26 protein-coding genes and 2 tRNA genes are annotated in these 24,153 nt (G+C 43.8%); 13 read left to right on the top strand and 15 right to left on the bottom strand.

Annotation, left to right across the window (positions count from 1 at the left end; all coding sequences use genetic code 11):
• Positions 1 to 14: 14 nt before the first annotated feature.
• From ABIS22_03380 to ABIS22_03400, 5 genes are all read right to left on the bottom strand, one after another.
• Positions 15 to 1,076 carry a hypothetical protein gene (locus tag ABIS22_03380; GenBank protein ID MEO7740932.1) on the bottom strand — a complete coding sequence of 354 codons (1,062 nt, stop codon included), beginning with the start codon at positions 1,074 to 1,076 and terminating at the stop codon, positions 15 to 17.
• Positions 1,076 to 2,161, bottom strand: coding sequence for a hypothetical protein (locus tag ABIS22_03385; protein ID MEO7740933.1), 1,086 nt, complete (start codon positions 2,159 to 2,161; stop codon positions 1,076 to 1,078). The genes ABIS22_03380 and ABIS22_03385 overlap by 1 nt, the downstream gene beginning before the upstream one ends.
• Positions 2,162 to 2,236: 75 nt before the next feature.
• A complete protein-coding gene (locus ABIS22_03390; protein ID MEO7740934.1) occupies positions 2,237 to 3,283 on the bottom strand; it encodes a hypothetical protein in 1,047 nt (348 codons plus the stop codon).
• A 148-nt stretch (positions 3,284 to 3,431) separates the two neighbouring features.
• Positions 3,432 to 3,992 (bottom strand): hypothetical protein, encoded by a 561-nt coding sequence (locus ABIS22_03395; GenBank protein ID MEO7740935.1) that lies wholly within the window; start codon positions 3,990 to 3,992, stop codon positions 3,432 to 3,434.
• Complete coding sequence (locus ABIS22_03400) at positions 3,989 to 5,029, bottom strand: hypothetical protein (protein ID MEO7740936.1); 1,041 nt, start codon at positions 5,027 to 5,029, stop codon at positions 3,989 to 3,991. Before ABIS22_03400 ends, ABIS22_03395 begins: the two co-directional genes overlap by 4 nt.
• Positions 5,030 to 5,122: 93 nt before the next feature.
• Here ABIS22_03400 and ABIS22_03405 point away from each other — a divergent pair, with 93 nt between their 5' ends.
• The 3 genes from ABIS22_03405 to ABIS22_03415 all read left to right on the top strand — a co-directional run bounded on the left by ABIS22_03405 (position 5,123) and on the right by ABIS22_03415 (position 6,773).
• Positions 5,123 to 5,659 carry a hypothetical protein gene (locus ABIS22_03405; protein ID MEO7740937.1) on the top strand — a complete coding sequence of 179 codons (537 nt, stop codon included), beginning with the start codon at positions 5,123 to 5,125 and terminating at the stop codon, positions 5,657 to 5,659.
• Positions 5,660 to 5,786: 127 nt separating this feature from the next.
• A tRNA-Arg gene (locus tag ABIS22_03410) sits at positions 5,787 to 5,863 on the top strand.
• A gap of 85 nt (positions 5,864 to 5,948) precedes the next feature.
• Positions 5,949 to 6,773, top strand: coding sequence for a hypothetical protein (locus ABIS22_03415; protein ID MEO7740938.1), 825 nt, complete (start codon positions 5,949 to 5,951; stop codon positions 6,771 to 6,773).
• Positions 6,774 to 6,806: 33 nt separating this feature from the next.
• Here ABIS22_03415 and ABIS22_03420 read toward each other — a convergent pair whose 3' ends face one another.
• The 3 genes from ABIS22_03420 to ABIS22_03430 form a co-directional block, all read right to left on the bottom strand.
• On the bottom strand, positions 6,807 to 7,229 hold the full coding sequence (locus ABIS22_03420) for a DUF4190 domain-containing protein (protein MEO7740939.1): 423 nt from the start codon (positions 7,227 to 7,229) through the stop codon (positions 6,807 to 6,809).
• A gap of 179 nt (positions 7,230 to 7,408) precedes the next feature.
• Positions 7,409 to 7,714: a hypothetical protein gene (locus ABIS22_03425; protein ID MEO7740940.1), complete on the bottom strand. Its 306-nt coding sequence runs from the start codon at positions 7,712 to 7,714 to the stop codon at positions 7,409 to 7,411.
• A 48-nt stretch (positions 7,715 to 7,762) separates the two neighbouring features.
• A tRNA-Ser gene (locus ABIS22_03430) sits at positions 7,763 to 7,850 on the bottom strand.
• Between the two features lie 40 nt (positions 7,851 to 7,890).
• On the opposite strand from ABIS22_03430, the gene ABIS22_03435 reads away from it, so the two are divergent.
• Genes ABIS22_03435 through ABIS22_03445 form a run of 3 tightly spaced genes read left to right on the top strand, consistent with a single transcriptional unit; the run spans position 7,891 to position 9,144 of the window.
• The gene (locus tag ABIS22_03435) at positions 7,891 to 8,286 is read left to right on the top strand and encodes an HIT family protein (protein ID MEO7740941.1); all 396 of its coding nucleotides are present in this window, start codon (positions 7,891 to 7,893) and stop codon (positions 8,284 to 8,286) included.
• A gap of 2 nt (positions 8,287 to 8,288) precedes the next feature.
• Complete coding sequence (locus tag ABIS22_03440) at positions 8,289 to 8,747, top strand: 23S rRNA (pseudouridine(1915)-N(3))-methyltransferase RlmH (protein ID MEO7740942.1); 459 nt, start codon at positions 8,289 to 8,291, stop codon at positions 8,745 to 8,747.
• Between the two features lie 55 nt (positions 8,748 to 8,802).
• Positions 8,803 to 9,144 (top strand): hypothetical protein, encoded by a 342-nt coding sequence (locus ABIS22_03445; GenBank protein MEO7740943.1) that lies wholly within the window; start codon positions 8,803 to 8,805, stop codon positions 9,142 to 9,144.
• Here ABIS22_03445 and ABIS22_03450 read toward each other — a convergent pair.
• Positions 9,141 to 11,696: a valine--tRNA ligase gene (locus ABIS22_03450; GenBank protein MEO7740944.1), complete on the bottom strand. Its 2,556-nt coding sequence runs from the start codon at positions 11,694 to 11,696 to the stop codon at positions 9,141 to 9,143. The genes ABIS22_03445 and ABIS22_03450 overlap by 4 nt on opposite strands.
• Positions 11,697 to 11,854: 158 nt before the next feature.
• Here ABIS22_03450 and ABIS22_03455 point away from each other — a divergent pair, with 158 nt between their 5' ends.
• Positions 11,855 to 12,838 (top strand): peptidoglycan bridge formation glycyltransferase FemA/FemB family protein, encoded by a 984-nt coding sequence (locus tag ABIS22_03455; protein ID MEO7740945.1) that lies wholly within the window; start codon positions 11,855 to 11,857, stop codon positions 12,836 to 12,838.
• Positions 12,839 to 12,935: 97 nt separating this feature from the next.
• Here the strand turns inward: ABIS22_03455 and ABIS22_03460 are convergent, their stop codons facing one another.
• Together ABIS22_03460 and tsaD are read right to left on the bottom strand one after the other, a co-directional pair.
• Positions 12,936 to 13,361, bottom strand: a complete 426-nt coding sequence (locus tag ABIS22_03460; protein MEO7740946.1) for a helix-turn-helix transcriptional regulator — start codon at positions 13,359 to 13,361, stop codon at positions 12,936 to 12,938.
• A gap of 193 nt (positions 13,362 to 13,554) precedes the next feature.
• The gene (gene tsaD / locus ABIS22_03465; protein ID MEO7740947.1) at positions 13,555 to 14,601 is read right to left on the bottom strand and encodes a tRNA (adenosine(37)-N6)-threonylcarbamoyltransferase complex transferase subunit TsaD; all 1,047 of its coding nucleotides are present in this window, start codon (positions 14,599 to 14,601) and stop codon (positions 13,555 to 13,557) included.
• A 146-nt stretch (positions 14,602 to 14,747) separates the two neighbouring features.
• On the opposite strand from tsaD, the gene ABIS22_03470 reads away from it, so the two are divergent.
• The 3 genes from ABIS22_03470 to ABIS22_03480 all read left to right on the top strand — a co-directional run bounded on the left by ABIS22_03470 (position 14,748) and on the right by ABIS22_03480 (position 17,881).
• Positions 14,748 to 15,248, top strand: coding sequence for a hypothetical protein (locus tag ABIS22_03470; GenBank protein ID MEO7740948.1), 501 nt, complete (start codon positions 14,748 to 14,750; stop codon positions 15,246 to 15,248).
• Positions 15,249 to 15,419: 171 nt separating this feature from the next.
• Positions 15,420 to 16,577: a Mur ligase family protein gene (locus ABIS22_03475; protein MEO7740949.1), complete on the top strand. Its 1,158-nt coding sequence runs from the start codon at positions 15,420 to 15,422 to the stop codon at positions 16,575 to 16,577.
• Between the two features lie 2 nt (positions 16,578 to 16,579).
• Positions 16,580 to 17,881, top strand: a complete 1,302-nt coding sequence (locus ABIS22_03480) for a UDP-N-acetylmuramoyl-L-alanyl-D-glutamate--2,6-diaminopimelate ligase (protein MEO7740950.1) — start codon at positions 16,580 to 16,582, stop codon at positions 17,879 to 17,881.
• 343 nt (positions 17,882 to 18,224) lie between these two features.
• Here ABIS22_03480 and ABIS22_03485 read toward each other — a convergent pair whose 3' ends face one another.
• The 4 genes from ABIS22_03485 to ABIS22_03500 form a co-directional block, all read right to left on the bottom strand.
• Positions 18,225 to 19,100: an arginine deiminase-related protein gene (locus tag ABIS22_03485; protein MEO7740951.1), complete on the bottom strand. Its 876-nt coding sequence runs from the start codon at positions 19,098 to 19,100 to the stop codon at positions 18,225 to 18,227.
• Between the two features lie 9 nt (positions 19,101 to 19,109).
• Positions 19,110 to 20,141, bottom strand: a complete 1,032-nt coding sequence (locus ABIS22_03490; GenBank protein ID MEO7740952.1) for a peptidoglycan bridge formation glycyltransferase FemA/FemB family protein — start codon at positions 20,139 to 20,141, stop codon at positions 19,110 to 19,112.
• Between the two features lie 110 nt (positions 20,142 to 20,251).
• Entirely contained in the window at positions 20,252 to 20,548 is a 297-nt protein-coding gene (locus tag ABIS22_03495; protein ID MEO7740953.1) for a hypothetical protein, read from the bottom strand.
• Between the two features lie 62 nt (positions 20,549 to 20,610).
• Positions 20,611 to 21,453: a hypothetical protein gene (locus ABIS22_03500; GenBank protein MEO7740954.1), complete on the bottom strand. Its 843-nt coding sequence runs from the start codon at positions 21,451 to 21,453 to the stop codon at positions 20,611 to 20,613.
• A 175-nt stretch (positions 21,454 to 21,628) separates the two neighbouring features.
• On the opposite strand from ABIS22_03500, the gene ABIS22_03505 reads away from it, so the two are divergent.
• The 3 genes from ABIS22_03505 (at position 21,629) to groL (ending at position 24,069) form a co-directional block, all read left to right on the top strand.
• A complete protein-coding gene (locus ABIS22_03505; GenBank protein MEO7740955.1) occupies positions 21,629 to 22,063 on the top strand; it encodes a hypothetical protein in 435 nt (144 codons plus the stop codon).
• 93 nt (positions 22,064 to 22,156) lie between these two features.
• Complete coding sequence (locus ABIS22_03510) at positions 22,157 to 22,420, top strand: co-chaperone GroES (protein ID MEO7740956.1); 264 nt, start codon at positions 22,157 to 22,159, stop codon at positions 22,418 to 22,420.
• A gap of 11 nt (positions 22,421 to 22,431) precedes the next feature.
• Complete coding sequence (gene groL / locus ABIS22_03515) at positions 22,432 to 24,069, top strand: chaperonin GroEL (GenBank protein MEO7740957.1); 1,638 nt, start codon at positions 22,432 to 22,434, stop codon at positions 24,067 to 24,069.
• Positions 24,070 to 24,153: the final 84 nt, after the last annotated feature.

Genomic DNA, 24,153 nt, shown 5'->3' on the forward strand with positions numbered 1-24,153 from the left:
GTATGTCAAAATGATTATGGCTTCAGAGAGACTTTTGGAGTCTTTTTGCGTCTAAAAAGGTGTATTATCTTACGAATAATTGACCAAAGTGCGAACACTACGAGTGCTAACACAACGATACCACCAAGAATGATTTTCCATGGAATGACCCAGAATGTTACTTCACTTTCGATTGGGACATCACGGACACCGTCGTTATACACACCGACGAGTTTAGCGGTGTATTGTCCAATTCTAAAATCTGCAATTTTTGACCAGTCCCAACTCTCGCTCGTATTACCTGCATCATTTGTTTTAAACGTAGGAAATCCAGCCTCCCAGTTTGTTTTTAGTGTTCTACTACTACCAGGGAGGATATACCCTTTTGTTTCGTTAACGGGCAGCGTTGCAAGTGGACTAGGGCTCGAACTTGATCGTTGAATAAATATATTACCATAGGGCTGTACGATCGTGTTACCACTATTCTTAAAGCGAACACTAATTTGGCTCGGAAGATATTCGTATACCTGTTTGTCGGTTTCTAGCTCAACAACATCAAGTTTGCGCGTTGCGCCTGGCCTATCGACATTGAGTAGTGTGAAGACCGCGAGCGACCCTTTGATAAGGCGGCCACCCTCAGTTGGTTTTGGTGTATTTTGGCGGCTCACGATTAAAGCGAATGAATAGCTAAATCCTGCATCCTTTGGAAGGGCCACGTGGATTTTCTGTGTGAACCACTGCCCTGGCTGTACGGTGAAGGACGGTTCACTGAAACTAATCCACTGATTAACATCTGGTGGTGCTGTATCGTTTAAGACAACACTACCATCGGTATCATTTAACTTAAAGCTTCGTGGTTCAATCTTGAGGTCTTCTGCTGTTGTTCCTGCGTTTCTGATCTTTAGCTCGAGATCGGTTGTCTGCCCAGGCTTAACCGTTGCGACGAGTGGCGATGGGCTAACTTGTAGTGAAAACTCACCAGGTGCTTGGGCGGAAACTGTCGGAGGATGGAGAACAATAGCTGCTATTGATGCTGTTAACATAAGTAGTGCAGCCGGTAGCCAAATCAATAGGGGTCGTTTAAAGATTGTACGCATTACTGCTGTCCCTTTCCGTTCGCACCGCTATCTTTATTATTCGCAGCTTGCTTCTCCAGTGCCTTCTTGACCGCTTTTCGTGTTCTTCGTTGGCCTATCTTACGGCCAATAAACCATACGGCTATAATAAATCCAATGAGCATCAGGATTGCTTTCCATGGAATGACCCAGAAAGTTATCTCGCTTTCGATAGGAACATCCCTCTGGCCGTCGTTATAGACACCTACAAGCTTTGCGGTGTACTGCCCGATACGAAACTTGGCTATATCGGCAAAGTTCCACGTGAGGCTCTTATTTTGGACACCTGCAGTATCGACACTTACTTTATAGTAAGGAAAACCATCATTCCATGATGCCTGAAGGGTTCGTTCCTTGCCTGGAAGAATATACCCTTTTGTTTCATTAACCGGTAGGGTTGCGATTGGTGAGCCACTGCCACTCCCCTGTTGAATAAATATATTACCGTACGGCTGGACGATCGTGTTACCACTATTTTTAAAGCGAATACTTAGTTCAGTCGGTAGATACTCGTATATATTTTGTGAAGCGACGAATTCGGTTGTTTCAAGTTTTCGTACTGCACCCGGTCGATCAATATTAATGAGTGTAAAAACAGCCACTGATCCTTTGATAAGGCGGCCACCTTCGGTAGGCTGTGGGTTATTCTTACGATTAATGACCAGCGCGAATGAATAGCTAAATCCGGAATCTTTCGGTACAGCTACTCGGACTTTCTGTGTAAACCACTCTCCAGGCTGTACGGTAAAGGACGGGTTAGAGAATGTAATCCACCCATCGATATCTGAGGGTGCAGTATCATTAAGTTTTACAGTGCCATCGCTATCGTTAAGGCTAAAGCCTCGAGGTGCAATGGTGAGTTCTTCTGGTGCGGTTCCACTGTTACGTATTTTGAGCTCAAGATCAGTCGTCTGGCCTGGTTTGAGTGTCGTAACAAGTGGTGATGGGCTCACTTGTAGTGAAAATTCACCTGGTGCTTGAGCAAGAACTGGTGTTGATACAACGAGGAGCAATATCCCAAGGACAATGCCCAGGCTTCCCCCAATAATCCATCTCCACGTTTTCATCTGTGTCTTAGTATAGCAATAGTCGCCGGATATCGGCGACTATTAATTGCTGTTATCTTGTGATTGTACTGACTCTTAGAATAGACCTGCACCGATGACAGTGATCGTGTCGGTATAGTCAGATGCGGCCGCAGTAGTTGCATTAATTGCCGCGTTGTTTTTAAGCGTTAGGACTGCTGTATTTGCTGTACCTGTTGATGTTGCAAGTGCACGAAGTGACGTATCAAGACCTCCACCTTGCCCTGCGACAGCACCAGCAAATGGTGTAGCAACAGTAATTGCTCCTGAGCCACCAACTTGACTTGAAGTAACACCAGTGTTGTATCCAAGTGTTCCGGCTACAAGTGTACTGTTGGTACCCGGCGTTGTTGATGCGATAGTGCTAGCTGCAGATGCAGAGCTAAGGCCTGTATTTGCGTCTTTAGCCCAGACCATCCATCCATTTTTAGCATTCGTATTTACAGTAGCAGTTCGAGGTGTTGGACTTGTACTAACTGATGCAGTATTTAGTGCGCCGAGTGCATCGTTGTTTCCACTTAGTGCGAAAGAGAAGATAGAAGGAACTGTAGCTGAAACAATAATTTGATCATCAGTGATGCTTGCAGTAGCATATGACTCTGTATCAATGGCCGTTGGTCCAGTAGCTCTTGTTGTAATGCTACCTAGGTTTGAGCTAGTAGCAGCGGCACTCACAGTGACAGCTGCACTATTAGTCCAATTAAAGCAATACAGTGTTCCAACGGTGAGATCACCACTAGGGAATGTGACAACCTGACCGGTTACGTTTGTTGCAGTACCAATAGTTGGCCATGCAGTACCACCCGTTGGCCACGCTGTGTTTGTCGTGTTGACTGTAAAGTTGGCTGCAGTACCAAGTGTATAGCCAGTAGGGAATGTTACTTGAACGTCAGTTTCGGTTGCCGTGCTTGCAGGATTAGCACATACAGTACCTGTTGTTGCTGTACTTACTTTCATACGATCAAATCGAACGAAGAGCTTCGAAAGAGAAGCCGCTCCAGATGTCTGTGCAAACACGATTTGTGTGATAACAGTGAGTGCTAAGACTGCTGCAATCAGCACTAAGCGGTAGTTTACTGTGGTCCGATGATATGTGGTGTTCATTGTACTGTTTACCCCTATTGTTTTTTTGTATATTTTTTCTGCATAAGAACATACTATTTTATATAGTAACTATCTTTGGGGTGTATTATAACGCTAGTGTTTACATATTGCAACTATTTTTCCACAACGTTTTTTAATCAATAAATTTTCACATCCATCGCCAGTTTTTAGCGACAATTGTAAGCACGTCCCGAAGAGATTGATCGTCACCCGAACCCCCCGTTATTGATATAGATGCATAGCGATTATTTTGTATGAGAAAGCTTGTTATTTCCGTGCCCTCCTTTATTTTATGGAACGTCGGCGTCCCTACGGGAAAAACAATTGGTGTTATTTGTTCATATGTATCTTTTGACTTTAAACGGTAGAGATAGTCCGCTACACCCTTAATGCCCTCAGCTGTGAGTGTCCCGGTCGTAATACCAACTTGAATATCTGCTCCCTTGGATTTAAAGGCTGTGAGCTGTATTACTGCGCTATCAGTTGGGCTTTCTTTTGTTTGAACCTCAAAATCAGAGGGAAGACTCGTCATGAATAATGCCGTACTAACTGTTTTTTCAGTTGGCTCAGAGGGGGTATCTACCTGACTTTCTAGAGTGATTGTTTTAGTCGATGGACTATTTGCCCACTTCACAAGTAAAATAGTACATATAGCTAATAGAATAACTGCGACAATACCAATAATAAGTAACTTGCTTTTTCTGCTCATCTTTTTCTTACAGATCTCTTCTTTATATTCCTTGGTACCCTACCACTTCCATGAGCACCAGCAATAAGGACTGGTACAGAATGAGCCGCCTCAAACCATACTATGGCTGCGAGCCCGGCAAGAACAGTAAGGCTAGCGTAAATACCAGCCGTAAGTGTGTGTTCGTCAAGAAGAGGTAGGTCTGTTGTGGTTGTCGTTGTCGATGTGGGCGGAATGTATGGGGTAACTGCTGCAAATTGACGACTAAGTGTCCGTCCATCAATATCGGTAACTGTCAGAGTAATGAAGTACGTAACATAGTGGTCATAGTGATGATTCATACTGAACTCGTCACCTTTCACATTTCGTTGCTCTGTCGTATGGTTATCTCCCCAGTCTATAGTGACGACGTAAGGTTGCCTACCACCGGTGAACGTTCCAGCCCATTCAGCATCTTTATTTGGTCCATAGGTTAAATATGTGTATTTACTAAGTATCTGAATTGGTGCAATGCCATCATTTGTAGTGATGGTGTTTTGGGATGAATTTTTTGGTAATGTGATACCGTCTGCAGTTCCTGCGACTGTTCCGCTAACGGGCTCTATATATGTAACAGTGATTGGTGCGCTGTCTGGCCCATAGTCACCAGTACGGTTAACACTTCTTGCAATAAGCGTATTACCTCCTGGTTGGAGTACGACTGAAACGGAAAATGTACCATCAGCCCCGCATTGGGTTGATCCTAGGAATGTTGCACCAGAATATATAGATATGAGGATAGGAGGATCTATCACTTCGCAGGTACCAGTGAGCGTAATTATCGGTGTTGTCGTGGTACTTCCATCAGCGACAGAAGTAATAACAGCTGGCTGTGTTGAGACACGAGCGGCAATCTTGGCACTAATAACTATCTCATCGGCACCAGCAGCTTTTTGAATACCAGCAAGCGTAACACAGAAGAAGGCAACGACTAAAAAGAGTGACCTATACGACGTATGGCGATGAGTGAGTACTTTACCTGTGTGTTTGTGATGTTGAAGCCGTAGCAATCGAAGCATATGATCAGTTCCCTAATGGGATAAAGTATAGCACTTTGTCGCCTGCTCTGTAATGTCTGTCGAGGCGAATACTGCTCATGATATACTAATGCTATGCAACCAAACAGTGATGAGAATGACGCACCCGACCAGTATGAAGAAGACGATGAACAGCTGCAGGTAAATAATGCATCACAGCCTGTTCACTGGCAGGCAAATGAATATATTCATCACGATAAGTCAACGGGGTGGTTCGTTGTATTTGGTCTTATTATTTTAGGGCTTGTTCTATTCGCAATCTTTGTCCTCCAGTCCATTACGTTTGCTTTTCTTATACCAGTTATGGGGGCAGCACTCTTTGTGTATACGAAGCGGCCACCAAGAGTTTTAGACTACACGCTCAGCGCTAAGGGGCTCTATATTAACGATCAACTCTATGCATTTAACGAGTTTAAAGGCTTTGGCATTATCAAAGATGGTGGTGAATATTCCATTATGCTGATTCCTGTGAAACGATTTCGTTTAGGAGTATCTGTATACTTTCCAGAAGAAGCAGGAGAAGCGATTGTTGACATGCTTGGTCTGAGACTTCCTATACAAGAATTAAGTCTTGATATTGTTGATCGTGTGACGCGAAAACTGCGCATCTAACTTGCCTACCATCAGGGGCACGTGGTACAATAACCGATGTTCGCTACAGTAATGTAGCTGGAAGCACCTTCTAGTTACACGAAAAGCGTGATCATGTATGTTACACCATGTGTGGTCGCGCAATTTTGCACCCGTAGCTCAGCTGGATAGAGCGTCGGCTTGCGGAGCCGAAGGTCATAGGTTCAAATCCTGTCGGGTGTACCAAGAAAATAGACTCATCATTTGATGAGTCTATTTTCTTTTAAATGCATAGAAATAACTCCAGTTCTGAATTATACTCATGTTTAATATGGTTAAACACAAAAATACATTCAGTGCACAAAATAAAGTAACAATCAATTTTGGCTATGCCCTATTTGCGCTGACAGTACTGTCCTTTCTTTTATCAACTGCCATTCCTTTTGGCTCAATCCTCTTTGTGCCAACTGCCAAGCATTTCAATATTTTTATTATAATAATTGCATTTGCAGTAGCTGCAATTTTCCCAGCGCTCATTTCATATTTAATCGGTGATAGAGCAACTCATGCAAAAAATAAGTTGATACATCACTATAATGGTGTATTGTTTGGTGTTGCGGCATTTTGGATCGCACAACTGTTTGCTGTTAGCGGACTTTATGAAGGTCTATCTATGAGTGGACTGCCCGTGCCTATATCACTACTTGTCAGTAATATCGTACCTGTTGTTTTAACTATCCTCTTGATTACCGGTATTGCAGTCTCATATGCAAAAAGCAATAAAAATACATCCGTGCTGCTGCACAGACCCTACCAGGTTCTTTTAATAGCTACAGTAATCGGCTTGTTGTTTTATCTCGTTTTGAATCAAAAATACGAAACTGGGCTCAGTACTCTGCTAGGTATTGCTTCAATTGCTGTGCCAATACTTTTAGTGGGCATTTCCTATAAAGTTCTGTCGAGCTACAAAACAAGCCAATTAACTAGGCTTACGGATGCTATCGTGGCAATGAGTATGGGGTGGATTACGATATATCTGGCTTACTCACTGACCTCATTAATTCAATTATCATATGAACTTACAAGCCTATTTTCTTACGCGGCTGGGCTGACTGTACTCAGCATGTATCTGTACTTGCGAAGACGTAACTTTTGATCTTTAGCGCATCTACGGATGTTGTCACTATTTTTAAGTTTGGAAAGGTTCAATATGCATCTGGGTTGAACCTTGATCGATTGAATTTGGGTTATAGTCGTGTGTTTGGGGGTGGTTGATGGCAAAAATAACAATCACAACCCAAAGCCCAATAAATAGAATTGAGAGAAGTGAGCTAATGGCACCGGTGATAACGCCAGCAAGGCTCATGCCATGGCCAGGGTATTTTCTTTTTAACGCAATCGAGCCTGTGATAATTGCAGGTATACCGAGTAACAGACCGAATCCAAAAAAGGACACGATCCCCAGAACCATCGATACGGTAGCGAGGGTTGTATCCTCTTTCACGGTTATTACTGATGCGGGTGCTTGTGGGGATTGAGCTGCAGTCGGAGTCGGTACTTTAGCAACTGGTGACACTGGAATATTTTTAAGATCGTCGGTCTTTTTGGTCATGTAAGTCTCCTGATGATATATCTGATATCTATTTTACAGTGGAAACGAGTAAGTCGCTACCCAATAAAATATATCTACCAAAGAGTAGATATATTATTGGCGGAGAGGGATCAGCGAAGTTAGAGGTTAGCTTATTATGTAACTAATTCAGTCCATCTCTGATTGATGGTTTCATCTCGCTAATTCTTATCGTCCAGATACTTAGCACATACCGATTCTGCTCCACCTTGATTCTCTATCAAATTACTCAGATCTTTAAATGCACTTTCAAATTGCGTATGATCGGCTATGCCAGTTGCAGCTCGCCATAATTTTTCGACATTATCACGAAATCGATAGTCGCTATCGGTTGAGCCAAACCCACTACATACCCCATTATTTTTAAGTTCAGCTATAAGCTTTAAGCGAGCCATTTCGGGCAGTATAGCCATCACCTCAGGGGATAAAGGAGGTACCTCTGCTCTAATAGTAGGAAATTCGTGCATAAAAATAATTATATCATGATATTGCATTATATGCAAACATAAACATGATGGCGGAGAGGGAGGGATTCGAACCCTCGGTGAGTTACCCCACACCGCTTTTCGAGAGCGGCCAGTTAAACCACTCCTGCACCTCTCCATGCAGTGCCCTATTGTAACAAAAATGGTAACATAGCCCTATGGAAGACTCAATCTTTACGAAAATTATCAAAGGTGAAATTCCTTGCCACAAAGTATATGAAGACGATAGAGTTATCGCATTTTTGACAATCAATCCCGTTGCCGAAGGTCATACGCTTGTTATTCCAAAAAAGCAGATTAATCAGCTCTGGGACCTTGAAAGTGAAGATTATGTCTATCTCCTTGATGTTACGAAAAAAATTGCGCTTCATCTTAGGCAGGTTATGAAAGTTGATAGAGTAGGTGTTGTCGTAAAAGGGTTTGAAGTTCCTCATGTGCACATCCATCTTATCCCAGTAAACGAGGGGAGTAATGTAATTTTTGATCACACTGTACCACCCGATAGTCCATCAAATGATGAATTAGCTGCAATCGCAGAGCGTATTCGATTTTAGTTATGCCAATTCGTATTCTTGTGGTTGGTAAAAAGCATGAGACTTGGGTACTCGATGGTATCGAGCGCTACCAAAAACGTCTAGGACGTCCCTTTGATATAGAATGGGTTCTATTGCCACATTCTAGTTTGGATGAGTCTAGAGCTCGCCAGGAAGAATCAGAACGCATACTTCCTCGTCTTCGAGATGCTGAGTTCGTTATACTACTCGATGAACGAGGTAAGATGATTGACTCCCCTGCTTTATCAAAGTTACTGCTGGTCCCACTCGAATCTTCTCGGCCTACGACGATTGTTATTGGTGGCGCCTATGGGGTTGATGGATCCGTCCATAGCCGTGCAGACTTTATTTGGTCACTTTCACCTCTTGTATTTCCACACCAACTCGTACGACTCATGCTCGTTGAACAGGTCTATCGTGCACAGGAGATAGCTGGCGGTAAACCGTATCATCACAGCTAATTGACATTGCATACAACTTATGCTATATTTGTACATGTAAACCTAAAAAATAAACATGTTAGCATCAACTCTATTCAATCAATTCGCAGTGATCCTCAGTCTGTTTACCGCAACAGGCATTGCCCTTCATGATACGAAAATCGATAAAGCATTTGTCACTACGACAAATATACCGAGTATCTCAAGGGTCAATGTTGAGTCGGCTATGACTGCTGTTGTCCGCGCGTCTGAACCTCATACTCATGTTGAGCGTGCGTCAGTTGCGCAGGCTATTCACGAAATTCAGGGTGGTGCACCGCGTATCCATCCCCGTGAGGATAGTAGAAAGCATGTGACACCGAAGAATGTACCACGCGGCCATCACGCGTTTGATAACTACAATTTACCTTTAGTCTAATCAGTACGAAGGACGTTCAACTCGTTCTCAAGACGTTCAACGAGTAACTTCTTACTTTCAAGCTGTTCGCGACTTTCTTCAACGAGACGTGTTGGCGCTTTTGAAACGTAAGTTTCATTTCCAAGGCGAGATTCAAGTGTTGCAATAAACGCTTTTGTTTCCGCCAGGCGAACCTCTAGATTCGTTTGGTGCTCGTAGAGAATATCTGGGCTTACGTCTAACCATGCATCACGGCCACTTGATGCGAGACGTAGTCCCCTTGCTTGGTCAATTTCTGTCACATCTTTTAATTTTGCAAGATGCTTAATGAGGTCGGCGTTATCTGCAATTAAGCTATCATCTTGAAATAGAAGAGCGTACCTTTCGTTACCAGGTAATTCAGCGGTAACGAAGCGAGCTTCGACGACAAGTTTTTGAAGTCGACTAAATTCAGCGGCAGCGATATCGTCATATGGTATTTCTGTTGGCCAAGGAGTTGTCACGAGAAGATCGGTGTGCCATGGGAGTGTTTGCCAGATAGTCTCCGTCACAAATGGTGCAAAAGGATGGGCGAGTGTGAGACATGCGTCAAGTACCCACGCGAGCATCGCATTGTCAGGTTGTTTCTTACTTGACTCGACGTACCAGTCTGCAACATTATCCCAGATCGCATGGTAGACGCTATCACCTGCTTCTGCGAATCTATATGCCGCAAGCTGCTTATCAATATCGGCAACTGACCTATTCAGTTCTCGTATAATCCAATGATCAGCGAGTGTTGTCGGTTCTGGTGGACCCGGTTGGTAGCTTTCGCCAAGAGCGTCTTCAGTAAAGCGTGCAATGTTCCATAATTTATTACAGAAGTTACGGCCTGAAACGACGTTACCTGTTGAGAATGCTTGGTTTTGGCCAGCGCTACGACTTGCAACGATACCTAGTCGGAGAGCATCAGATCCATACTTTGCAACGATTTCCATCGGATTTACGACGTTACCTTTACTTTTGCTCATCTTCTGACCGTGCTCGTCAAGAATTAGCCCATGAAGATAGACATCACGAAATGGGACTTGGTCAGTTGCATAGAGGCCAAGCATAATCATACGGGCTATCCATGGATATAGAATGTCGACACCGGTTTCTAGGACACTGGTTGGGTAAAATCTCGATAATCTTCCATTTTCGAGGAAATCAGTTGTAACAAATGGCCACTGACCACTGCTGAACCAGGTATCAAATGTATCCTCTTCACGCCTATATGTTGTACCATTTACATCAATTAGCTCTTCGTCTACACGATCATAAAAAATCCAGTCATCAGGATCGTTTACATTTTGGAAAGCTGGGATTGGAATGCCCCATGGGATTTGGCGGCTAAGATTCCAGTCATGAAGATTATCATAGTACTGAATAAGCGCTTGTTTTTTACTTGCTGGATGAAACTTAATCTCACCTGACTCAATCACCTGTTTAGCTCGGTCTGCAAGTGGACGAACCTTTAAGAACCATTGTTCTTTTACAAGTGGCTGGATTGGCTCACCACTTTTGTAGTCATAGCCAACACTGTGTTCGATTGTATCTTCACCACGTCGAAATTCATTCGCTTCTAGTTCGGCCAAGATCCTTTTACGTGCTGACATGACATCAAGTCCAACATACTGCGGAGGAACGTTTATCATGCGGCCATCAAAATCAATAACCTGAATACGTTCCAGATTGTGACGGTTACCAATATCAAAGTCATTTGGATCGTGAGCCGGAGTGACCTTTACTGCACCAGTCCCGAAGGCGGGATCAACATGTTCGTCGCCAATGATTGGAATTTCACGATCAGTAAGCGGCAGTTGAACGCGTGTACCAATAAGATTCTTGTACCTTTCATCGTCTGGGTGAACTGCGATTGCAGTATCGCCAAGCATTGTCTCCGGCCTGGTTGTTGCGACGACTATCTCACCAATTTTATCCAGAGTTGGATAGGCGATTTTCCACAGAGTCCCCTTCTCAGTTTTGTGATCAACTTCAATGTCAGCATAGCTAGTCTGGTACTTCGTACTGTAGTTCACAATACGCTCACCTCTGTAAATAAGTCCTTCGTCCCATAATCTTTTGAATGTTCCGTAGACTGTTTTTATCACCTTCTCATCAAGTGTAAAGACAAGATCTTCCCATGAACTACTAACACCGAGTGCTCGAAGTTGTAACTCCATGTTACCGCGCTGCCTTTCAACAAAACTCCATACCTGGGAGTAAAGTTGCTCACGAGTAAAGTCAAATCGTGATTGTCCTTTTGCAGTTAATTCTCTTTCGTAGACAACCCATGTTTCAAATCCTGCATGATCTGCGCCGGGAATATAAGCAACATCCCTTCCCTTCATGCGGTAGTAGCGGGCAAGAATATCCTCTAGCTGAACTGTAAGCGCATGGCCGGTGTGGAGGTTGCCGTTTGCGTTCGGCGGCGGCATGACGATGCTGTAGGGTTCACCCTTCCCTGTTGGAGCAAATGCACCAGACGTTTCCCACATTGCATAGATATTTGGTTCGTACTGATTCGGATCATAGGTTTTTGCTAGATTCATCTTGTAAAAAATTCCAGGTTTATTTCTTCACGTGAAAAAATGACACAAAGTACCACAGGCATTTTCATTTGAAAACACCGCAACACTGCATTCCTCTGTTTCACGTGTTTGTTTTCACCTACTATTATACCACATTCAAGGCAGTGTATAATTGGCCTATGATAAGCGTGAACGTAAGTAACGATAGGGAAGAGTGGGATGAGTATGTCCTTGCGCACAAGGGTCATCCACTGCAGCTATGGAGCTGGGGAGAAGTAAAAGCTGCACATAATTGGCAGGTAGCACGTGCTTTTGTAGCCGATAACGGTGAGATTATTGGTGCAGCTCAAATTTTAATTCGGCATCTTCCTGGGCCGTTTCGTTCACTTGCATATATTCCCAGAGGACCAGTCACATCGCTTGAGAAAAGGGAAGCGGTGCTTGATGAAATTGCGTCGTACGTAAAAGACACCTTTAAATCAGTTGCGCTCAGTGTTGAACCAGATGATGAAGCTACTTTTGATATCTCTGGATGGCAACAAACAGATAATACAATCTTAATTCCAAGAACTATCATTTTAGATCTTGACCAAAGTGTCGATTCTCTTATGGATTCTATGAGCAAGAAGACAAGACAGTACATCCGTAAATCTGGCGGTGAAGAGATGACGATACGGCGGGTAAAAACAAAAGAAGATTTGGAACTTTGTCTTGAGATATATAGACTAACATCAAAACGTGCACATTTTGCTCTTCACGACGACGAATACTACGAAGATATATTTCACATGATGGGTGATTACTCGCCGGTATTTGCGGCATTCGTTGACGATAGACCCGTCGCGTTTTTGTGGCTTGCTATTAGTCGCCATACAGCCTTTGAGCTATATGGAGGCGTCAGTGATGAAGGTCAACAACTTAGAGCAAACTATGCACTCAAGTGGTATGCCATCACGAAGATGCGTGAGTGGGGGATTAGCCGTTACGACTTAAACGGGCTCCTTAACGATGGCATTAGCACCTTTAAGCAAGGTTTTGCCGGGCACGAGAATCAGTTGGCGGGAACGTACGATAAGCCGCTTTCACCTCTCTATATCGTGTGGCAGCGTGGATTGCCTGCGATGAAGCATGTCGTACGTAAAGTGAAGTCGTTGCGTAAATAACAACGATTGGATTTTAAATGTATATCACGCCCTAAAATATCAAAGAATTTGATACCTTGGGGCGTGAGACAGGAGAAAAGACTGCTCACGCTTTACATCAGATGATGATGTTCTCTGCTCGAAGTAGCTCGAGTAGCTCCTCGAGGGTGACGCCGACGAATGTCGCCAGCGCGAGCATGTCAGCATCACCGAAGATCATTTTGTTCTTCCGGCTAGAGGTGGCCTGTAGCGGTGTGAACCAACGCACGACTGCTTGAAGTCGAGAATTACCGCTCTTCTTCAAGCTGGGAATATCAAGCGCGTAGAATTTCAGTTGCATGCCTTGAGTGTTGAGCTCGGCGATGTTCAACAGAGACCCTGCGTCGACACCAAGAGCTTCAGCGATCACGTGAAGTGTGAGCACTGTGAACGAACGGGCACCATTCTCGTAGCTAAGGATCTGAATTGCGGAAATCTCTCCGCCCGTTCGGGCTGAAAGCTCATTTCTGCTCATATTTATACCAGTGCGGGTCCTCTTGATCATGAGACCAACTTCTTTTTCGAAGTCGTGATTCCCAAGTCTTCTTGCTGGATCGACCACGAGTCATTCTCCTGTCTGTTAAATCTGGCGCCGCCAGACGATTTGTGGTCACAGAAACATAACGCCTCTATGTAAACCTCAAAATTTATGGTTACTATATAACCAGTATTGATTAAAGTCAATTAAGTATTTTTGTCTATGACCAGGTAGTTTTTGTCATCGAGAGACTAGGAACCACCTTTAGCTCAAAGGGGCTTGTAGGTGTGTTCTTCTGTGCATAGTAGTATCCGAGTGTTGCGATCATTGCGGCATTATCGGTACATAGATTCATCGGTGCGTAATCGATATGAAGAGGGAGGCGCTCGGATAGTTCACGCCGTAATTCACTGTTTGCTGCAACACCGCCTGCAATGACGACAGATTTTGGAGAATAGTGGAGAAATGCTTTCTCAGCTTTATCTACTAATGTTTCAACTGCAGTTTGCTGGAAGCTAGCAGCAAAATCTGCTCTCTGGACATCATCTAAGCGTACTGCAAGCTCGCCTGAGGGAAAAGTGAAGTCAACACCTGTTTCGCGCTGCACTGACCGTAGAACGGCTGTTTTAAGGCCAGAGAAACTAAAGTCATATGGATTCTTTAATTTTGCTTTTGGGAGTAGGTATCGTTTTGGATCACCAGTAAGCGCAGTCTTACTGATTGACGGGCCGCCAGGGTAGGGGAGACCGAGAATTTTTGCTACCTTATCGAAGGCTTCGCCGACGGCATCATCTTGGGTTTGGCCGAGTAGCTCGTAGTCACCGTGACCTCGAAATAGTACCAGCTGTGAGTGACCTCCGCTGACAATAAGGGCAAGCATCGGAAATTCCGGTACTGTGTCATTGAGGAAGTTAGCGTAGACATGGGCTTCAACATGATGGATAGGGAAGAGTGGCTTGTTTTTGAGAAGTGCAAGCGTTCTTGCGGCAAGCGTTCCAACAAGAAGGGATCCAATAAGGCCAGGTGCATACGTCACGGCAATCGCGTCGATGTCTTCCCATGTCATATTGGCATCAGATAATGCCTGATTGATTACGGGGTTGATGACTTCTATATGGCTACGAGCTGCCACTTCAGGGACAACGCCTCCGTAGAGGGCATGAATGTCGATCTGCGAGTGAACGACATTACTAACTAGAACACGACCATCATGCACGATTGCGGCGGCGGTTTCATCACAACTACTTTCTATACCAAGGATATTCATCACGGCCTATTTTACCATGACATTCATCTACCCCCGTTAAAAATAGTGATAAAATGACCATATATATTGACTTATATATACTAAACTTGTATAGTATCTATCGAGTCTATTCTTATTCCGAGAATAGCGAGACCACTGGAGGAACGATGTTGTCGAAGACCGCGCGAGTTTTCACGATTTTGGCATCAGGTTGGTACCTCGGAGAGCGGCTCTACAAGGCCGCTCTCGTCCTGAAGTACAACCAGAGGATCAAGCCGGTCAAGGCTGCGCGTCGCAAGCTGGCAGAGGCCACCAAGCAGTCGCACATGACGGCGGAGCTCGAATGGGAAGAGAACGGCAAGCCCATCGCTCAGGCGCATCTGAATGATGCCGGCGTGCCACGCTTCCTATTTCAGGCCGGTTCGTCCGACCTGATGCTGGAGTCGATCAAGGCTCAGTATGTTCAGTTCCTGGTGTGTTGCATAACCCGGAAGGAGTCCGCAGCGCTCGTCGAAGTACTCAAGAAGACAGCACCCGATGCTGATCTGCGAGATCAGTTCGACGAACTGATCGATGGTCAAGATGAGCACTACGCTAATCACCGCGCTCTTCTGACCGAGTTCGGCTTCAACGTCGATGAGATCGAGAAGAAGTTCGTAGCGGCCTGATTCACCACTGTCCAACACCCCTCTAGTTACCCGTAGGTTTTTTGTCCCGTCTCCCAAGGCGTGTGATCGAAAAACCTACGGGTTTTTCAATTCTTAAGGTTTATTTCCGTATCAGTAGGATTGGCTTCAAACAATAGCAGTATCTCGCGATACGAATGGTAGAATAGATACATGGAACGAGAGTCTGGGACAAAACAGGTTGTGACACCTGATATGGTGAAACAAAAAGTCAACACTGTTTTCTATGCAACTCGCTCAAAACTTGTCGCCGCTCGCTACGGTAATCCTTCTAAAAACATTCGTGTCATTGCAGTTATGGGTATAAGTGGTAAAACGACAACCGCCTGTTTTATCGCAGAGCTTTTAAAAGAGTCTGATCACACCGTAGCGCTTTTAACGAACAGGGGTATTGAAATCAAGGGCAATTACGCCGAAAAAGATTATGGTAAAGATGTTGCAACGCTTCAGAACATCCTAAAATCTGCAAAACAAAAGCAGATAGAATTTCTCGTGATTGAAGTAACTCCACGCATGGTTGACCGACATATTATTGACGGTATCCAGATTGATACAGTCGTTGTGACAAATTGTGATGCTCGTGTTGAGCCCTCTATTCGTAAGATGATTGAAAAGCAGATTAATTACGTTGTACTTCCTCATTACAACACGACACTGCTTCAAGGTATGTTGATGTCTGAGCATAAAATTATATCCTTTGGTGATTCAATAGACGCAGATTCAACAATCGACAAAGTGATGCTGTACCGCAAAGGTACTGAGGTCAGGTTGGTGATAGATAATCAAACGACAATTGACGTTGCGACTCATCTTGTTGGACAAGCGAATGCATACAATGTATCGGCAGCTGTTGCAACGGCCTATGTACTCGGAGTTGATCTTGACCTTGTCGCAAACGGTATCGCAAGACTTCAATCTGTTACAAGTAACTATGAGTATGTTTCGACAGATCAAACGTATGACATTATTGTTGATGGTGCGGATAATAATGAATCTCTCCTTTCAGTCATTACATCAGCGAGAGAATTATCGAAGCGCCGCCTGATTGCTGTTGTAGCATCTGACGGTATGTCAGACGATGCTTTAAGTGCTGCAACAAAACTAACTGATCGGTTAATTGTTATTGATACGCCCGATCAAACAACGACAATTACCGGCGCAGAAGCAGTATTGAGTGCGAAGGATGCAACCGCAAAAGCACTTCGTGGTGCAAAGAAAGGGGACACTGTTCTTTTAATTGGTGGTATGTTCTCCGTTCGCCAAAGTTCAGGTAAGACACTTGCCGATGTGTTAATCCAGGGAGCAGAGTAGCGATGCCAAATCTTCGAAAAATTGTTAAAAAAGCTCTGCCTAAAAATATCTTTCGGGCAATCGAGCCTACTGGTCACCTTGCAGAAGCGGTTATAAGCAACATCAGCCAAGGTTTTCCTGCTCAGTCGATGCGCATTATTGGCGTAACAGGGACGAATGGTAAAACGACGACATCATTCATGATTCATAAAATGCTCGTTGATGCAGGATATAAAACCGCACTCATGACAACAGTGGCATATGGTGTTAACAATGACGTAAAGTCACAAATTGCACATATGACAACTGTTTCGTCACTACCGCTTCAAAAAAGACTACGAGAGTTCAAGAATCAGGGTGTTGATTGGGTTGTACTCGAAACGACAAGCCATGCCTTAGCACAGCACAGGGTGTGGGGTGTGCCATATGAAATTGCTGTCATGACTAATATTACTCATGAGCATTTAGACTATCACGGTACATTTGCGAGGTACGTTGAAGCAAAGGTTCGGCTATTTAAGATTGCCGGTAGGCACGGATATAAGTTTGGCGTCGTAAATGCCGATGATCCGAGTGCGAAAAAATTCATTGATGCAATACCAGAATCAACAACCTATGGTCTAAAAAGCGGTGATTTGCTTGCAGAAAATGTATTACTCGAACCAGATGGTTGCCGCTATTCTGTGAGAATTGGCGAGGATCACTACAACATTCATTGCCGTATCCCTGGTGAATTCAACGTCTATAATAGTTTGGCTGCAGTCGCAGTTGGGCGCAAACTAGGCCTGAGTGTGTCACAAATTGAGCGTGGCATTGCTGCGCTTGAGGGTGTTGAAGGCCGTATGACGGTTGTTTCAGCAGGTCAGGTATTTAACGTTGTCGTTGATTTTGCTCATACGCCTGATTCGTTTGAACGACTACTCCGAGATCTACGGACTGCTACAAAAGGGAAACTAATTGTCGTATTTGGCTCCGCTGGTCGGAGAGACGAAGTAAAAAGAGCTATCCAAGGCGAAATCGCTGGAAAATATGGTGATGAAGTGATTCTCACTGAGGAAGATGACCGAGATATTGACGGTAATCTTATTCTCGGTCAAATAGCGAGTGGTGCGGAAAAGTCAGGTAAGACCATTGGGAAAGATTTATTTCTCGAGCTTGACCGTACAAAGGCGATTGAATTTGCAATGACCCGTGCAGGTGATAAAACTGATATAGTCATTCTTCTTGGCAAAGGTCACGAAAAAACAATCGAGCGCATAGATGGTGAACATCCCTGGAATGAAGTTGCCACTGCCAAAGCTGCAATTAAAAAGTTGGAACAATAGAACGTCTATTTTCGAAGTTCATTCGTTATGAAGCTAATTAGCTCTATATTTACTGCTTAGAGACTGAAATTTTATTTTATTTATTGATATTTGTTTTTTACTTTTTTTACTTTAGTTTTTTATTTTTGTTGATACTTTCTATATTTAGAATTTTTTAACATGTTGTTTACTTGCTAGCTTACGACTACTTTATCCTTATATGTATATATAATAAGAGGGAGAATAAAAGAGAAGAATTAACAGTAGTAGAAGATGTCAAAAAGATTGTCTACCGATAGACAATCTTTTTATGTGATATTTAGGTTGAAAAATTGCTTTAAAAAACCAAGGAGGTGCACATTATTTAGTCCAAGCAGAGGCTTGTGCAGCGGATGTATCCACCGCCCTTAACGAGTTCGGTGATTGATGGGCTTACGACAGTTAGACCATGAGATTCCAGCGCGGCACGGAGATTCGGAGCGTTTTCACTCATGACGATCGTTTCGCCAGTCGAAACAAGATTACAGGCAAAAGCCTCATCGGCCTCCTCAATAGAAACTTCTATTTTATCAACCATATCTAAGTTAGCGATAATACGCTGACTGTCTTTAGTAAAAGCATCGCGGCAGTATGCAATCAAACCTTTTTGTGAATCAGTAACCGGTCTAATAATGGATAGTGCGAGGTCGATATCATAAAAGAAACTATCAGCCCAGCCGGATGCACTGTTAATCACTGGGCTCCCCTGATCATCAAGCTCTGGAACTGTCTGTAGTTGTATACGTTCATAACCAAGTGTATCAGCTGCAAATTTCTGCGCCTGCTCATCTGAACGGTAGCCTTGGCCACAGAAGAGGTAATTACCACATGCCAGCGCATCACCTTGACCGCTGAATTTTAATCCATCAGGTACACGAAGAACGGTAATTCCTAGTTCAGTCAGTACTTTCTCGGCCCAGTTTTCCTCCGTTTTTCTGGCATCAGGTAAGCGTGCAAGGATAGCCGTGTCTCCGCGGACTAAGGCCCAGTTTGCTGTATAGACACCATCCTGTGAGCCAGCAGGCGAGGCGACACTTACGACTTCAACACCAGCGCTTGATAGTAGTTGTCTGATTGCACTTAATTCATTGCTAGCTTTAGCTATATTGATCGCTTCGTCGTGATAATAGGGATTAATATGCTGATCATTACTAAAATGGGTAGTATCAGACATGAGAACTCGGCGATTGGTTAATGGCATTGTAGGCTCCTAGTAATATGATTCGTGATGTTTTTTGTAATATAGTCGGCGGACTATCTTTTCAATATACTGAGTCCATAGTTTCGATTTGAGAGACCTGATTGGTATTTCGTATGCACCGACATACTGTGTCACTTCCTTGTTAAAGCTCGTTTTAAATAGCCCAATACCGTAATGAGGATGATCGGGGTTTTTTATTTGATCAATTGGTGGTGCGCCGCAAAGATCATGGATCTCAACATCTTTCGTTTTAAGCCATTCAATGACTCTCCACTGCAGCAAGTGACTTGCCCCATAGGCGGTTCGCTTACGGATACTTGCCCCGTCTTTGTACGTTCCTTTTGTACCAAATGCGAGTGCATAAGCACCTGCAACCATTTCTCCTTCAAAATAGGCAAAAAACAGCTGACCAATTCCGACCTTTTCGTATCGCTGCCAGTATGTCATGTAGTAATCCGCTGAACGGATACCAAATTCGTGGTCTTCGGCAGTTTCTTTTAGTAGATTATACATAATTAGACAGTTCTTGGGCGAAGCTTGAACAAGTTTAACGCTCACTCCATCACGCTCAGCTCGCCGTATGGCATGACGGCCTTTTTGTGGTAAATCCATCAAGATACTGTCGAGATCCTTGCTGATATCAAGCAGAACGGTTGAAAAGTTCGGTTGAACTGCGCGAGTTGGAGTAAAGTGCAGGCTGCTCATATCAGTGCCAAGTGCCAATTCTGGTTCAATTTTGATGGTAAATACGCCTTGCTTAGCAGCAAACTCCCAAAGGATTGGCGTAAGATCGAATAGCATTTTAAATGAATTAACTCCTGGGCCTTTAGGTATATACCAAAGCTTTCCAAGTATTGGGACGTTTTTTTCGATAGCAAGCAGGGAAGTGCCCCCAATGATAATATATTTGGGTGTCCATCCAGCCATCTGTTTTTGTGCAGCAAATTCAGAGCCTTGAAAGATATTTCCTTTATCTGGATTAGAAAGAATATGGTCGTTCCAGCTTGTGATTTCATCTGGTGTTGCAAAACGAGCAGTCATTCATTCTATTGTACGCGATTAGGTCAAGAAATAAAAAAGCCCCGGGGCATCCGCCGACAAATTGTCAGCGGATGCCTCACGGGTAATACTCTGCGCGAATAGACATAGGCCTAAACCGCCATACTTAGAGTGATGATGCTGGCACTGAGACTCTCAACGGTGACGTTGTCACCGGTGATTCTGTCCTGTGCATTGAAGAAAATCACTTCCCCGACATGAATAACGAAGCTGTTGAGCATGAAGGTTCGCACCTCCGCTTCATCACCCCGCTGTCGGCTGAGCTCATCCAGAACCTCTACGGCACTGATGATGAGTTCGGACTTGGTACCCTCGACAACCGTAGACAATTCCTTCCGGAGAATGTTGACGGATGCAAAGTTGACGATACGAAAACGATGGATTGCCACCGATCGCTCCTCTCACTAAGTTGAGCTATATTACTATAGCACAAATATATAAATAAAGCAAGTTAACTTACGCGGCTCATCGCATCGCTGCCAATTGCAGTTTCTATTGCGGGAAGTAAGTGGGCTGCAACTCGATCATATTTATCTGAAGGTAAGATTAACTTACCTTCGTAATCTTCACTTTGAATACCTGCCCAGATAATACGATCTGGATTATGTCCACGCTTACGTGCAATTTCTTTTGCATTTTTGGCACTCAATTCGCTTGTTTTCAAATCAAGACCAATACCCGCAATAATTATGTCACCACCTTTAATATCCTGGGCTTCACTACCTAGGTCGTATTCAATACCTCTATCAATTAGTATTTGCTCAACTGATATTTCAGTTCGCATTCCAATAACTGTACTAACAGCCAGCTGATGGAAGTGTTCTGCAGATGATGATCCTCCACCATTGACATGAATATTCGTCATAAAATTGGCTAGCTCATTAAAACCAAACTTTGAGGCACCTGCATTGATAATCTCATGTACAGTGTGGTTATATGCAGTAACCATTTTACGGTTCTGCTCAAAGTCCTCTATTTTTGTTTCCGGAATATTACGCCAATTAATCTCTCGATTCTCATATCGAAAACTATCAAGATCGCACTGTGCTTGATAAAACCCTTCAGTCTGACCTATTAGCTGGTAAAGATGCGAATCGAGGTCGTAAGGTCCTCGCTCTGCTTCGTGGCGTTTTGCCAAATAGATTGCACTAGCCGCGAGTGCTTTTCGCCTAACACTGCGTCGCTCATCTTCGTCCATGTCAAACAATCTATCATGAGGAAGCGCACCTACGTAAGCCATATTGCGGTGGATAGTTTCATTTAAACGCGTAAGATCTAGGGGTTTTTTGTGCATGTTTATTTATTCGTTTATTATTACTAAATTCTATCATAATTACAATAAAATGTCAATAGACTCTATAAGAATATATGTTTTAATAAGTACCTAAAATTTAAACATTACTCTCTTCTAAGCATATATGCCTGCTGTGCTGTCTTCAATGTAAAACGAGGTGGTATAATAGACAGTAATGAGTGAAGAACTAATTTCTAAATTTGATATTCGAGGGACTGAACAGACAGGCCTTACTGTTGAATGTGCATGGAATGTTGGAAAAGCGGTGGCTGACTGGTTGCCCGTCTCGGGTCCTGTCGTTGTTGTCTATACTGGTGACAAAATAGAGCTTGCAAATGCGTCAATTGAAGGTCTAAGACTTCAAGGTCGTGATGTGACCGATGCTGGACTTGGTGATAGAAATCTTGCTATGAACCTTATTGTGACGAAGGGATTTGCAGGTGCAGTAGTTGTAGGATTTGACGCTACTGAACAAATGACAACTATTGAGTTATATCAAAATGAAGCAAAATTAATCGATAGCGAATCTGGCTTAGAAGAAATACGATTACTCGTCGAGGCTGGGAATTTTGTCCCCGCAGTAGTAAAGGGCAACCTAACAGTTTCTTAAAACAATTTGTTGTTGTGAATTAGCACTCGCACCTTGCAAGTGCTAATTTTTTTACGTACAATTATTACATACAGTTAATTTATGGAGGAAGATATGAACACACCTATTACACCTCTTGCCGATAGAGTCGTTGCAACGCGGCAAATTGCGAGCACGAAAACAGCAAGTGGTATTTATTTACCAGATAATGCTAAAGAAAAACCAGTTGTCGCTGTTGTTGTTGCGGTTGGACCAGACGTTAAACAACTTAAAAATGGCGACAAAATTGTCTATAAAGAATACTCGACAACTGAGCTAAAAATTGATGGTACTGAATATTTGATTGTCAAAGAAGAAGACGTCCTCGCGACAGTCTAAAGGAGAATACAATGGCTAAGAAAGTTTTTTATGATGATAATGCCCGCGCCCGAGTACTTGGTGGAGCAAAAGCACTATATGATGCAGTGAAAGTAACCTACGGACCAAAAGGTCATAATGTAGTTATCGCAAAAGGATACGGCGGGCCAACAGTAACTCACGATGGTGTTACCGTCGCCGAGTCAATTGACCTTCCAGAAAACGACGATGAAACACTTGGATACAAGGTTGGCGCCGAGCTTATTAAACAAGCAGCAAGTAAGCTTAATAAAGTAGCCGGTGATGGCACGACAACCGTTACAGTTCTTACATACCATATTCTAAAAGAAGCCAATCGTCTAATTGCAGCTGGTCACAATCCACAAGAACTTCGTCGTGGTATTGAAGCGGCTGGTGCCGAAGTTATTAAGTCTCTTGGTACACTGAGCGAATCAGTTGAGGGCAAAAGTGCCCGTGTTGCTGAAGTCGCTACGATCAGTGCAGGAGATCAAACAATTGGAAAACTTATTGCTGATGTTATTCAAAAAGTTGGTAAAGAAGGTGTTGTGACAGTTGAGGCAAGCCAGGGACTCGAACTAGAAGCAGAAGTTGTTGAAGGTTTCTCGCTTGACCGAGGTTTTGTAAGCCAATTCTTTGTGACTGACGCTGCTCGTCAAGAAGCTGTTTATGAAAAACCTGCAATCGTGATTACTGATAGAAAAATCAGCAGCGTCGCCGAATTTTTGCCGATGCTTGAAAAATTAGCATCAGCTGGTAAAAAGGATGTCGTCTTGATCGCTGACGAAGTCGAAGGTGAGGCGCTCAGTATTCTCGTTCTCAATAAATTAAAAGGTGTCTTTAATACAGTCGCTGTCAAAGCTCCAGCTTTTGGTGATCGTCGTAAAGAAATCTTGCAAGATATCGCAACCCTCACAGGTGCGACAGTTGTCAGTGAAGATCAGGCGCTATCGTTTGAAACCGTCGGACTAGAAGTTGTTGGCTCCGCTCGTAAAGTGATCGTTGGCAAGGACGAAACAACAATTATTGAAGGTGCCGGCAAAGCAGCAAGTGTCAAAGCTCGTATTGCCCAGATTGTTGCCCAAGCTGATAATGCAACCGGTAACTACGATAAGGAACAATACCAGAAGCGTGCCGCTGCACTTTCTGGTAAGGTTGCCGTCATTAAGGTTGGTGGTGCAACCGAAACCGAGATCGATGAGAAGAAATTCCGTGTCGATGATGCTGTTGCTGCAACGAAGGCTGCTCTTGCTGAAGGGATTGTTGCCGGTGGCGGTGTGACGTTAGTTAATTTAGCGGCAACGATCAAGATAAGTGGAAGTGATAGTATTAGCGCTGGTCGTCAAATTCTTAAAAATGCACTCAAGCAGCCATTTCTCCAGATTACAGGTAATGCCGGTCTAAACAGTGAGGCACTCCTTGCACAGGTAGAAGCGAGTAAGCCTGGTTTTGGTGTTGATGTCAATAAGCCAGAAGCAGGCCTCATCGATGTGAAAAAAGCAGGCGTCATTGACCCAACCCGTGTTACAAAGGAGGCTGTTCAAAATGCCGTCTCGATTGCCTCGACTGCGGCAACTATGGGAGCACTTGTTGTTGATATTCCTGAACCAGAGGCTCAAGCACCAGCCGGTGGTGGCATGGGGATGATGTAGTCGGATACTGGGCGACTATCCCCTCACGGCAATTCAAACTAACTACACTTCAGGCGACGGGCAGCGTTCAATGACAATGCATAA

It is taken from the genome of Candidatus Saccharimonadales bacterium, assembly GCA_039928925.1.
Lineage (GTDB): Bacteria > Patescibacteriota > Saccharimonadia > Saccharimonadales > Saccharimonadaceae > UBA6022.